This window comes from Bradyrhizobium diazoefficiens (assembly GCF_016616235.1).
GTDB classification, from domain to species: domain Bacteria; phylum Pseudomonadota; class Alphaproteobacteria; order Rhizobiales; family Xanthobacteraceae; genus Bradyrhizobium; species Bradyrhizobium diazoefficiens_H.
On the sequence record NZ_CP067100.1, the window covers coordinates 3,267,178 to 3,279,283 of the forward strand.

At 63.7% G+C, this 12,106-nt stretch carries 9 protein-coding genes; 2 read left to right on the plus strand and 7 right to left on the minus strand.

Annotation, left to right across the window (positions count from 1 at the left end):
- Position 1: 1 nt before the first annotated feature.
- The 6 genes from JJB99_RS15440 to JJB99_RS15465 form a co-directional block, all read right to left on the minus strand.
- Complete coding sequence (locus JJB99_RS15440; RefSeq protein ID WP_200499551.1) at positions 2–1,165, minus strand: M20 aminoacylase family protein; 1,164 nt, start codon at positions 1,163–1,165, stop codon at positions 2–4.
- Between the two features lie 14 nt (positions 1,166–1,179).
- Positions 1,180–2,685, minus strand: a complete 1,506-nt coding sequence (locus JJB99_RS15445; RefSeq protein ID WP_200499552.1) for a M81 family metallopeptidase — start codon at positions 2,683–2,685, stop codon at positions 1,180–1,182.
- Positions 2,686–2,981: 296 nt separating this feature from the next.
- Positions 2,982–4,631 carry an ABC transporter ATP-binding protein gene (locus tag JJB99_RS15450; RefSeq protein ID WP_200499553.1) on the minus strand — a complete coding sequence of 550 codons (1,650 nt, stop codon included), beginning with the start codon at positions 4,629–4,631 and terminating at the stop codon, positions 2,982–2,984.
- 14 nt (positions 4,632–4,645) lie between these two features.
- Complete coding sequence (locus JJB99_RS15455) at positions 4,646–5,533, minus strand: ABC transporter permease (protein ID WP_200499554.1); 888 nt, start codon at positions 5,531–5,533, stop codon at positions 4,646–4,648.
- Positions 5,534–5,553: 20 nt separating this feature from the next.
- A complete protein-coding gene (locus JJB99_RS15460; RefSeq protein WP_200499555.1) occupies positions 5,554–6,495 on the minus strand; it encodes an ABC transporter permease in 942 nt (313 codons plus the stop codon).
- Between the two features lie 141 nt (positions 6,496–6,636).
- Positions 6,637–7,767, minus strand: a complete 1,131-nt coding sequence (locus JJB99_RS15465; RefSeq protein WP_200500172.1) for a M20/M25/M40 family metallo-hydrolase — start codon at positions 7,765–7,767, stop codon at positions 6,637–6,639.
- A gap of 268 nt (positions 7,768–8,035) precedes the next feature.
- Here JJB99_RS15465 and JJB99_RS15470 point away from each other — a divergent pair, with 268 nt between their 5' ends.
- A complete protein-coding gene (locus JJB99_RS15470; RefSeq protein ID WP_200499556.1) occupies positions 8,036–9,646 on the plus strand; it encodes an ABC transporter substrate-binding protein in 1,611 nt (536 codons plus the stop codon).
- A 141-nt stretch (positions 9,647–9,787) separates the two neighbouring features.
- Here JJB99_RS15470 and JJB99_RS15475 read toward each other — a convergent pair whose 3' ends face one another.
- On the minus strand, positions 9,788–10,171 hold the full coding sequence (locus JJB99_RS15475; protein ID WP_200499557.1) for a nuclear transport factor 2 family protein: 384 nt from the start codon (positions 10,169–10,171) through the stop codon (positions 9,788–9,790).
- 505 nt (positions 10,172–10,676) lie between these two features.
- Between JJB99_RS15475 and JJB99_RS15480 the strand changes: the two genes are divergently transcribed.
- Positions 10,677–11,846, plus strand: a complete 1,170-nt coding sequence (locus tag JJB99_RS15480) for a lactonase family protein (protein ID WP_246775257.1) — start codon at positions 10,677–10,679, stop codon at positions 11,844–11,846.
- Positions 11,847–12,106 lie beyond the last annotated feature (260 nt).

The following is a 12,106-nucleotide window of genomic DNA, read 5'->3' on the forward strand; positions in this document are numbered from 1 at the left end:
GCTAGCCCACCGGCATGCGCGTTTCGACGATGCGGGCGAACATGCTGGCGCCGATCGGCAGGATCTTGTCGTCGAGCACGAAGCCGGGATTGTGCACGGGCACCGAGCCGTCATGGCCGACCCAGAAATAGGCGCCGGGAATGTTTTGCAGCATGTCGGCGAAATCCTCGCTGCCCATCTTCGGCTGGGCGCGGGTGATCACCTTGGCGGGATCGACCACGGTGCGCGCGACCTCCTCGACCACCTTGGACTGTTCGACCTGGTTGACCAGCACGCCGAAGGTGTCGCGGATGTCGGCTTCGATCTCGCACTGATATGCGGCCGCGATGCCGGCGCAGATGGTGCGGATGCGTTCGGCAATCAGGGTGCGGACTTCCTTCGAGAAGGTGCGGATGGTGCCGCATAGATGCGCATCGCCGGGAATGACATTATAGGCCGAGCCGGCATGGATCTGGGTGATCGAGATGACCGCGGCCTGCAGCGGCTCGACGTTGCGGCTGACGATGGTCTGGATCGCCTGCGCCAGCGTGGTCGCGATGATCACCGCGTCCTTGGAGCGCTCGGGCATGGCGCCATGGGCGCCGTAACCGGTGATGCGGAGATCGAAGAAGTCGGCGCCGGCCATTGCCGGGCCCGGCAGGATCGCGATCTCGCCATGGTTGAGGTCGGGCGCGTTGTGCAGGCCGTAGAGCTCGTCACACGGAAATTTCTCGAACAGCCCGTCCTTGATCATCGCGCGGGCGCCGCCGAGGCCTTCCTCGGCCGGCTGGAAGATCAGATGCACGGTGCCGTCGAAATTCCGGGTCTCGGCGAGATAGCGCGCGGTGCCGAGCAGGATGGTGGTGTGGCCGTCATGGCCGCAGCCGTGGAAGCGGCCGGGAATCTTCGAGCTCCATTTCAGATTGGTGTTCTCTTCCATCGGCAGCGCGTCCATGTCGGCGCGAAGCCCGATGCGCTTGCCGCCCGAACCCTTGCCCTTGATGACGCCGATCACGCCGGTGCCGCCGAGGCCGCGATGCACCTCGATGCCCCAGCTCGTCAGCTTGTCGGCGACGATGCCGGAGGTGCGCACTTCCTCGAAGCCGATCTCGGGATGGGCGTGGAGATCGCGCCTGATAGCGGTGAGTTCGTCGGCGTAGCCGTCGATGCGGTCAATGGTGGGCATGGGGTCCTGTCCGGTTAACGTGAAAGAGGCGTGAAAGCGGGGCCGTTCGGCTTGATGCGGATGCCCGGCCGCAGCCGCGTCCAGGGCAGCGAAGCGGTATCGGCCGGCATCGCGCCGGGCGCGGCGCAGATCATCAGCTTTTCCGCAATCGGCTCGAAATCGGCGCGGAAATGCACCGAGCTCTTGTTGACCAGGATTTTCTCCTGCGTCGGCTCGATGCCGACATAGCGGTACATCGCTTGATCGGCGAGCTGCGCCTTGTGTGAGGAGACGACGACGCGGACGTCGCCGATCCGAAGGCACGCCGAGGGACCCATCTCCATCTCGCGGCCGCCATAATAGGGGCCGGGCGCGATGAAGCGGCCGTCGGAGAGCTGTTCGACCACGAACGTCTCGCGATAGGGCGCGTCGCCGGCAATGCCGGACTTGCCGCCGAGCGCCAGCGTCACACTGGCGCCGACGCCGGCCGCATGGGCGGCTTTGGCGGATTCCGGATCGCAGATCACGCCGGTCGCGGCGCTCGCCCCGTTGCGCACCAGCGCGCGCAGCATGCCGGTGGTGTCGGAATCGCCGCCGGCGCCGGGATTGTCCTGGGTGTCTGCGATGACGATCGGCTTGCTGGCGCTCTTCGCCAGCTCCATGGCATGGCGGACGCCGTCGTCGGGCGACCAGATCTTGCCGTCGAAATCGTCTTCGTGGCTTTCGATCAGCTTGATGATCGCATCCGCGGCTCGATCGGCGTCGGCTTGCGTCCTGCCATAGGCGAACACGCTCGGCCCGCAATCGCGGAAGTCGGCGGCCGGGAAGCCCGGCGCGAAGGAGAGGGTCGGAACCGCATCGCTCTCGAGCGCAGCGAGCTCCTCGTAAATGCCCTTGGTCGGCTGGTCGTTGGTGCATTGCCAGCTGATCGGGATCAGGAACGGCAGTTGCCGGAACGCCTTTGCAAAGCGCTGCTTGGTCTTCAGCAGCAGCGCCAGATGGCGCGCGGCGGCGCGGCCGGTGTCGGCCATGTCGACATGGGGGTAGGTGCGGTAGGCGATCAGCGCGTCGGCATTCGCCATCATCTCGGGCGTGACGTTGGCGTGCAGGTCGAGGCTCGCGACCAGCGGCACGTCCTTGCCGATGACGCGGCGCACGCGTGCCAGGATCTCGCCTTCGCCGTCGTCAAGATGCTCGGTCACCATCGCGCCGTGCAGGTCGAGATAGACCGCGTCGATCGGGCCGGCGGCTGCGATGCTGTCGACCATCACCTTGACGATACGCTCGAACGCATCCCTGGTGACATGCGCCGACGGGCTCGCGCCGCAGGCGATGGTCGGAACGAGGTCCCAGCCGTTGGCCTCAGTGCTGTCGGCGAAGCCGGCGAGGCCGACATTGATGCGCCGCATCACCTTCAGCACGTCGGCACCCACGGTCATTGCCGGCCAGCCGCCGCCATGCTGGAAATCCGCGAAAGTCGCCTTCGTCGGCGCGAATGTGTTGGTCTCGTGCAGGAAGCCGCCGACGGCGATACGTGTCATTCAGTTCAGTCCAGCCGATCAAAGGGTGCGCGACGTTAGCCTTGGCCTTGCGCAGAGAGCAAGGCGGGAAGCAATCGCGCCGCGCATAGGGTGAGCTCGTTTTGGGAATGCTGCGGATGCGGTGGCTGTCGAGCGAGGCGCGTCCACATTCTCGGCGTCGTCCCGGCGAACGCCGGGACCCATACCGCGAATCCATCGATCGTCCGGGAATCCAATCCCGAACGACCAGCCTTCGCCAAACTCCTCCCTGCGGTTATGGGTCCCTGCGTTCGCAGGGACGACAGCGGTGAGCATTATTAGAGCGTGGCCGCCACGCCCTCCGACACCGGCCGGAAATTGGCAAAATCCCAGCCGCGGCCGGGCGCTGCTTCGAGCAGCGCGCGGGTGTACGCCTCCTTCGGATGCGTCAGCACTTCGGCCGCCGGGCCCTGTTCGACGACACGGCCGTGCTGCATCACCACGACCTCATCGCAGATTTGCGCGGCGACGCGTAAGTCGTGGGTGATGAACAGGATCGCGATGCCGAGCCGCTTCTGGATCTCGTCGAGCAGGTCCAGCACCTGCGCCTGCACCGAGACGTCGAGCGCGGAGACCGCTTCGTCCGCAACCAGCACGTCCGGATCGAGCGCGAGCGCGCGGGCAATGGCGATGCGCTGGCGCTGGCCGCCGGAGAACTGGTGCGGATAGCGCGACACCGCATCGGACGGCAGGCCGACCAGCTCGAGCAATTCGCGGGCGCGCTTCATCGCATCGGCGTGGGAGACGCCGTAATTGATCGGCCCTTCCGCAATGCTCTCGCCGACGGTGACGCGGGGGTTCAGCGAACGGTAGGGGTCCTGGAACACGATCTGGATCTTCTGCCGGTGCGGCTGGAGCAGGCGGCGCGAGATGTCGGAGATCTCGCGGCCGGCGAGGCGCACGCCGCCCGAGGTCGGATCGATCAGGCGCACGATGCAGCGCGCCACCGTCGACTTGCCCGAGCCGCTCTCGCCGACGATGCCAAGGGTGCGGCCCTTGCGCAGCGTCAGCGTCACCTTGTCGGCGGCGACGACCTCGCGGCCTTTGCCGAAGAAGGCGCGCTCCTTGTAGATCTTGCTGAGGTCGTTGGTCTCGAGCACGACAGGCTCGCGGCTGTCCTCGCGCGGCGACCGCGGCACCAGGCTCGGCACTGAGGCGAGCAGGTTGCGGGTGTATTCCATCGAGGGATTGCGCAGCACGGTTTCGAGCGGGCCGGTCTCGACCAGCCGGCCCTGCCGCATCACCGCGACGCGGTCGGCGATCTCCGCGACCACGCCCATGTCGTGAGTGATGAACAGCACGGCGGTGCCGTGATCGCGCTGGAGGTCGCGGATCAGGGTCAAGATCTGCTTCTGCGTGGTGACGTCGAGCGCGGTGGTCGGCTCGTCTGCGATCAGAAGCTTCGGCTCCAGCACCAGCGCCATCGCGATCATGATGCGCTGGCGCTGGCCGCCGGAGAGGCGGTGCGGGTAGGACGCGAAGATGCGCTCGACCTGGGGCAGGCGGACCTGCTCCATCATGTCGAGGATGCGCTTCTTCCGCGCCTTGGCGTCGAGACTGGTATGGGCGCGCAGCACCTCGTCGATCTGGGCGCCGACCGGAACGACCGGATTGAGCGCGGTCATCGGCTCCTGGAAGATCATTGCCATCTGCGTCGCGCGGAGCTGGCGCAATCGGCGGTCGGTCGCGGTGAGAATCTCCTCGCCGACCAGCTTGATGCTGCCGCCGGTCGGCACCAGCGTGCCCTTGGGCAGCAGGCCCATCGTGGTGAGCGAGGTCACCGACTTGCCCGAGCCGCTTTCGCCGACGAGGCACAGCGTCTCGCGCTCGTGCACCTGGATCGAGATGCCGTCGATGATCTTCGCGCCGCCCGGCTTCTTGCCGACGGACACAATGAGGTTGTTGATGTCGAGGACGGGGTTGCTCATCGCTTTGTCGCCCATCACTTGCCCTCGCGCTGCTTCATGCGGGGATCGAGCGCGTCGCGGGCGGCGTCGCCGATCAAATTGATGCTGAGGATCGCGATCGAGAGCAAAAGGCCCGGCCAGAAGATCAGCGACGGCTTGATCTGGAAGTACTGGCGGCCCTCGGCCATGATGTTGCCCCAGGTCGGCGTCTCCGGCGAGATGCCGGCGCCGAGGAAGGAGAGGATGGCCTCGGTCAGGATCGCGGAGGCGCACACATAGGTGCCCTGGACGATCAGCGGCGCGATCGTATTCGGCACCAAGTGCCGCAACATGATCTTCGGCAAGGACGAGCCGACCGAGATCGCCGCCTCGACATAAGGCTCTTCGCGCGCCGACAGCACGACGGAGCGCACCAGGCGCGCCACGCGCGGAATCTCGGGGATGGTGATCGCGACCATCACGGTCCAGATGCTGGCGCCGGACAGCGACACCACGGCGATCGCGAGCAGGATGCTCGGCATCGCCATCAGACCGTCCATGATGCGCATCATGACGGCGTCGAGCAGCTTGAAGAACCCGGAGACGAGACCGATGGCAAGGCCGATGGCGACCGAGAGGATCGCCGAGCCGATGCCGATCAGCAGCGAGACGCGGCCGCCGTAGATGACGCGCGACAACAGGTCACGGCCGTAGGCATCGGTGCCGAGCAGGTACTGCGCCGAGGACGGCTTCAGCCGCTGCGACGGCGCAAGCTGGATCGGGTCGTGCGGCGCGATCAGCGGCGAAACGATCGAGATCAGCACGATCAGCGCGAGCAGCACAGTCGCCGCCGCGATGATCGGCGTCGAGGTCAGGAATCCGAACCGCGGCCGCAGCGGCGAGGTGATCGGAATGGAGGACCGGGGAAGGCTATCGACCGACATTTTTACTGTTATCCTTAGCCCTAGTACCGGATCCGGGGATCGAGCAGCGTGTAGGCGACGTCGATGAGGAGGTTGACGACGACATAGATCAGCGACGTCAGGAGGATCATCGCCTGGATCACCGGATAGTCGCGCGCCAGCACCGCGTCGACGGTGAGGCGGCCGATGCCGGGGATGTTGAACACGCTCTCGGTGACGACGACGCCGGATATCAGCAGCGCAAAGCCGGTGCCGATCACGGTGATCACGGGCACGGCGGCGTTGCGCAGCGCGTGCCGCATCATCACCGCGACCTCGTTGATGCCTTTTGCACGCGCCGTCCGCACGTAGTCTTCGCCGAGCACGTCGAGCATCGCGGCGCGCGTCATGCGCGCGATCAGCGCGATGTAGATGAAGGAGAGTGCGCAGGTCGGCAGGATGATGCGCTCGAAGAACGGTCCGAAGCCGCTCGATATGCTCTTGAACCCCTGCACCGGCACCCAGCGCAGGTCGATGGCGAAGACTTCGATCAGGATGTAGCCGACCACGAACACCGGCACCGAGAAGCCCAGCACCGACAGCCCCATCACGAAACGGTCGATCCAGGTGCCGTGCTTCCACGCCGCGATGACGCCGAGTGGAACCGCGACGATGACGGCGAGGATGATGGTCGACAGCGCGATCGAGATCGACGGCTCGACGCGCTGACCGATCATCTTCATGACCGGCAGGTTGGAGATCAGCGATGTGCCGAGGTCGCCGTGCAAGAGCTTGTTCACCCAGGTGATGAACTGCACGATCAGGGGCTCGTTGAGGCCGAGCGAGGCGCGGATGCGCTCCAGCCGTTCCGGCGTCGCATTGTCGCCGGCGAGAATCGCGGCAGGGTCGCCCGGTGTCAGCCGCAGCAACAGGAAGACGAACAGCGCGACGACGCCCATCACGGGCACGGCGGCGAAAATTCGGCGAACGAGATATCCCAGCAAGTTGGATCCGTCAGATTAGAGTCAAATCGCGGCAGGGCCTTCGGCAGGTTGCCATCAGCCTAACATTTCAGCAATTCCCGTGCCATCCGGACCACAGGATTTGCGGGACGGGCCACTTGGGGCGGCTTTCACTTCTTGGCGTTAGTCCAGCGTCGCCAGCAGCCCCGCCATCAGCCGGCCGCGATCGACCAGGCTGTCGACCTCGAGATACTCTTCTAGCGTGTGGCCGTTGCCGCCACGCACGCCGAGGCCGTCGAGCGTCGGGATTCCCATGGCACCGGTGAAGTTGCCATCGGAGCCGCCGCCGGCGCTCCCATGCGGCAGCTCGGCGCCGAGCGATTGGGCGATGCCGCGCGCTTTTTCATAGAGCGCCATGGTGCCGGCATCCGGTTCCCAGACCGGACGCGTCACGCCGCGCGTGACCTTGAAAGCGACGTCGTTGGTGGTGCCCGAGAGCGCCAGCATCCGCTCGACGCCGCGATCAAGATCGGCCTGGCGCTTGGCCATCGACAGCGCTTCGCCGGTGGCGGTCGTGGCAACGCAATTGACCCATTGGCCGCCATGCACGACGCCGACCGAGAAGGTGCAATCCTCCGTGGTCATCGCGTCGATGGCGAGGATCTGCCGGGCCATCTCGCGGATCGCCGAGCGTCCCGCCGACAACCTCGCGCCGGCGTGGCTCGGCCGGCCCGTCGCCTCCAGATTGAACCGCGCGATGGCGTAACGCCCGGTAGTGACGCCGTTGTCGGCGCGGCCGGGCTCGGGCACCAGCACGTATTTGTTGCGCGCCGCCTCCGCCTCGATGATGTCGCGGGTCGAGGGCGTGCCGACTTCCTCATCCGGCGTGAACAGCACGGTGACAGGCAGCGGCGTGGTGAAGGCGGCGCGCGCCAGCTGCCGGATCGCTTCCAGCGCGAGGTAATTGCCGCCCTTCATGTCGTAGATGCCGGGGCCGTAGCATTTGTTGCCCTCGCGGTGCCATTTCAGCTTCTCGATGGTGCCGACCGGGTGGACGGTATCCATGTGGCCGGCGATCAGGATGCCCGGCTCGCCCTGCTTGGGGTGCGGGAAGCGTGCACGGATGACGCCGCCAAAGCCTTGGCGGCCGGCGATGCGTTCGATCGTCGCACCCATGATGGCCATATCCCGCGCTGCGATATCGAGCATGCGGTTGACCGCGTCGGCATCCCAGGTCGGGCTCTCGCATTCCACCCAGGTGCGCAGGCCCTCGAGCATGGCCTCGGAATCAAACGGAAGATTGGCTGGATTCATCGTCATGTCTCTCAGGCTGCAAAAGATGGAACGCGCATTGCATCGGCGCGGGGCGGGACAAGCGGAGACTGTTGTAGAGCCAAACCGATCCTTGTGGAGCCCGTGCGGGCGATGCCACGGCCTGCACCGAAACCGGATTGACGCGCTCAACACTGTCTGCAAGTCTCGAAAGATAAAGGCATTGCATGAGGTTAATTCGCCTAAAGAACGAACCTGATGCTCAACCAATAACCTGCCTTTGAACAGTTTCACGTCAGGAGAAATTTTTATGTTGAGCTTGATGCGCCGGGGGCCTCGCGCGTTCGCCTCCAAACTCGCGCTGTCGGTCGTCGCGCTTTCGGTCGGGCTGGCCTCGCCGGTGCTTGCCGCCGGCAAGACCATCACGGCGGTGATGCATTCGGATCTGCGGATCATCGATCCGATCTTCACCACGGCCTACATCACGCGCGACCATGGCTACATGATCTATGACACGCTGGTCGCTACCGATTCGAACTTCAAGGTCCAGCCGCAGATGGCGGACTGGAAGGTCTCCGACGACAAGCTCACCTACACCTTCACCCTGCGCGACGGCCTGAAGTGGCACGACGGCGCGCCGGTGACGGCGGAAGACTGCGTCGCCTCGCTCAAGCGCTGGGCCGCCGTCGACGGCATGGGCCAGAAGCTGATGGACTTCACCGCGAGCCTCGAGGCGACCGACGCCAAGACCATCACGCTGAAGCTGAAAGAGCCCTACGGCCTCGTGCTGGATTCGATCGGCAAGCCGTCCTCGCGCGTCGCCTTCATGATGCCGAAGCGTCTGGCCGAGACGCCGCCGGACAAGCAGATTCCCGAGCAGATCGGCTCGGGCCCCTTCAAGTTCGTGGCGTCGGAATTCCAGCCCGGCGTGAAGGCGGTCTACGTCAAGAACACCGACTACGTGCCGCGCAAGGAGCCGTCGAGCTGGACCGCTGGCGGCAAGGTGGTGAAGGTCGACCGCGTCGAGTGGATCACCATGCCGGACTCGCAGACGGCGGTGAACGCGTTGCAGTCGGGCGACATCGACTTCATGGAGAATCTGCCCTACGACATGCTGCCGGTGCTGGAGGCGAACAAGGAGCTCAATATCGAGGTCTCCAACAAGTTCGGATTCCAGACGCTCGGACGCATGAACTTCCTTTATCCGCCCTTCGACAACGTCAAGGTGCGCCGCGCCGCCTTGCTGGCGATCAACCAGAAGGACGTGCTCGACGCGCTGGTCGGCAACGCCAAATATCAGAAGATCTGCGGCGCGTTCTTCGTCTGCGACACGCCATTTGCGAGCGACGTCGGCGCCGAGACCCTGATCAAGGGCAACGGCATGGCGGAAGCCAAGAAGGCGCTCGCCGAATCCGGCTATGACGGCACGCCGGTGGTGATCATGGCGCCCGGCGACGTCACGACGCTGAAGGCGCAGCCGATCGTGGCGGCCCAGTTGCTGCGCGAAGCCGGCTTCAAGGTCGACCTGCAGGCGACCGATTGGCAGACCGTGGTGAGCCGCCGCGCCAGCCAGAAGCCGCCGAAGGAGGGCGGCTGGAACATGTTCTTCACCAACTGGGTCGCGGCCGACGTGTCGAACCCGATCGCCAATCTCTCGATCGGCGGCCAGGGCAAAAAGGGCGGCTGGTTCGGCTGGGCGGAAGACGCCAAGATCGAGCAGCTCAAGGACGCCTTCGTCCGCGCGGCTTCGCTCGACGAGCAGAAGAAGATCGCGACCGAGATCCAGAAGGAAGCCTATGACCAGGTGATCTACATTCCGCTCGGTCAGTATCTTCTGCCGAGCGGCTGGCGCAAATCGCTCACCGGCGTGCTGGACGGCCCGGCGACCCCGGTGTTCTGGAATATTGATAAATCCGAGTGAGGCTGCGGGTCCAGCACCCTTCGTACCGATCGTTAGCGGCGCCGCTGTCACCAGCGGCGCCGCTCGCCAGCAGAACTTCCCAGGAGAACTTCCCAACAGAGCCTTCCAAGAAAGCTTCCGGGAGAACGTCAGTGTTCCAACTCATGCGCCGGCGTCATTTTCGATAAAGCCGCCCTTCGGAGCTTTGTGAGGCATATCCCATCCAAAGTAGACTTCCACCCGAACGATCTTGTCTCCGCGAGCGGTGGTTACCTCACAATTGCGAAACCTGTGACCTCCTGCAGCAGCTGCCTCATAGACGATGACTGCTCGATTTCCATCCTCGGTCGCGATGACTTCATCGAACGAACTGGTTTTTTCGCTGTTGGGCCAGCAGCGGCGCAGATAAGTCGCACGATCCAACTCATTGTCGATTGGACTTGAGAAGTGATAATCGTCCGCAAGAAGCGCTTCGATCGCTGTCCGATCCTTATGGACGTATGCCTTTAACCTGGCACGTGCCAGATCGAGCGTGCTTTTCGTCATGCCATTTTTCCTTTTAGAGTTCGACGGAACGAAAGGCCGACCGCAACTCCTCGACAAAGAGGCTCCGCATCGGACGCATAAAAGCGAAATGTGGTGACGCCCTCCATCGCGTTTGAACCTCGCAAGGTCAAGCGAGGCTAGCGGATGCACCTGACAGGAGAGCGCGACGCGGCATCTCATTCATCTCGGCCTCCAGGGGCGCCTTCCGCACGTAGTGGCGACTAGAAGCGACATCAGATAACTTGAGCCTCAACAACCTTCGGTAAAATCGTTCCGGGCTCACGCTGCGCTGACTGCAGCAGGTGCAGAACCGGACCCGCTGACATTGAGATGCTGCCATAGCTTGTCCGCTCAGGGTCAGACGCAGCCCCCATAAAACTAGCCGAGAAAGTCCGCTTGCCGGCCACGTCCAGACGAGAGGCCACTGGCGAACGAATGTTCCGCAGCGTAAGCTGCCAACACCAGCCCTCCAGAGGCTGGACAATAGTTTAGGGAGAACGCTGAGATGTCCCGTAACATTGCCATAGGATTATCTTTTGCGGCCGCGGTGCTGCTCAGCACGAGCTTTAGCACTGGGCACGCGAAGCCGTTTATGATCGTGGGGCTTGATGAGAAGCTGCTGTGGGACGACAGCGGCAAGCCCGTTCTCTCTGCACCCGGCAAGGATCAGGTTCTCATCGTCGATCTCGCCTCTCCTGAAACCCCCAAGATCGTTGCTGCCCTGCCGCTGAAGAACTCGGTGGTCGGCCCGCCCGTGAACGTCGCGATCGATCCCAGCGGTACGATGGCGCTGGTCGCCGACTCGGTCGATGTCGTCAAGGACGGAGAGGCGCTGAAACAGGTGCTCGACAATAAAATCTACGTCGTAGATTTGCGGGCCGATCCGCCCAAGCTGGCCGCGACGCTCACTGGCGGGAAGCAGCCATCCGGGCTCAGCTTCAGTCCAGATGGCAAGATGGCGCTGGTCGCCAATCGCGGAGACAATTCGATCAGCGTCCTATCCGTGAATGGCACTGACGTGAAGATCACGGACACCGTTGCGATGCCCGACAGTCCGTCGCACGTGACGTTCACCCCGGATGGCAAGAGAGCCCTGGTCGCCCGCTTCCCTGCTCACAAGATCTCAATGCTGGATATCGCAGGCGACAAGGTGACGTACAACAAGATTGACTTGCCTGCCGGCCAGTGGCCCTACAATGTTGCGGCCGCGCCCGGCGGGAAAATCGCCCTGACCTCGGACAACGGCAACGCAGGTGCCTCCGATGGAAGCGTGGATACCACGAGCGTCATCGATCTGGAGGCCAATCCGCCGCGTATCATTGATCGCGTGGTGGTCGGTGACGGTCCCGAGGGTCTTGCAATCAGTCCCAAGGGCGACGTTGCGGTTGCCGTGATTCTGCGCGGCTCCAACATGAAGAGCGCATACTTCTACGAAAAGAACGGCAGCATCACGGTGCTGAAGATTGACGGAAAGAAAGTGAGCAAGACCCAAGATATCGAAGTCGGCGGGTTGCCGGAGGCCGCGGTATTCACTCCTGACGGCAAATACCTTCTCGTCGGCAACTATCTGACACAGGACTTCTCGATCCTGAAGGTAGATGGCACGAACGTCACGGATACGGGCAGGCGCTTCCAGGTGCCGGGGCATCCCGCCTCGGCCCGGATGGGGCCGTAGCGCTTGTATCAATTGTCTGGCGCTGAGAAGTCGAAGGCCCGCTTCAAATCGGGCCTTCATTCTGTAATGAGAAAGTTCCGAATGTCACGCGGCGTTGCTGTCATCAGCGGCGCCGTTTTACTTTGTCAGGTCTGTGTCAGCCTTTAACCCTTTCAGTTTCCAATCATTGCTATTTATTTCTATCTTGAAATAGATGTGCGCAGCTTCCTCATTACTTTCGTTGATTTGATTCCCTTGCCTATCGATTTTGCATTCCAGGC

Excerpts from the sequence above, each read along its gene's own strand:
- JJB99_RS15440 (WP_200499551.1), bottom strand. The coding sequence starts at position 1,165 with ATGCCCACCATTGACCGCATCGACGGCTACGCCGACGAACTCACCGCT.
- JJB99_RS15445 (WP_200499552.1), bottom strand. The coding sequence starts at position 2,685 with ATGACACGTATCGCCGTCGGCGGCTTCCTGCACGAGACCAACACATTC.
- JJB99_RS15450 (WP_200499553.1), bottom strand. The coding sequence starts at position 4,631 with ATGAGCAACCCCGTCCTCGACATCAACAACCTCATTGTGTCCGTCGGC.
- JJB99_RS15455 (WP_200499554.1), bottom strand. The coding sequence starts at position 5,533 with ATGTCGGTCGATAGCCTTCCCCGGTCCTCCATTCCGATCACCTCGCCG.
- JJB99_RS15465 (WP_200500172.1), bottom strand. The coding sequence starts at position 7,767 with ATGAATCCAGCCAATCTTCCGTTTGATTCCGAGGCCATGCTCGAGGGC.
- JJB99_RS15470 (WP_200499556.1), top strand. The coding sequence starts at position 8,036 with ATGTTGAGCTTGATGCGCCGGGGGCCTCGCGCGTTCGCCTCCAAACTC.
- JJB99_RS15475 (WP_200499557.1), bottom strand. The coding sequence starts at position 10,171 with ATGACGAAAAGCACGCTCGATCTGGCACGTGCCAGGTTAAAGGCATAC.
- JJB99_RS15480 (WP_246775257.1), top strand. The coding sequence starts at position 10,677 with ATGTCCCGTAACATTGCCATAGGATTATCTTTTGCGGCCGCGGTGCTG.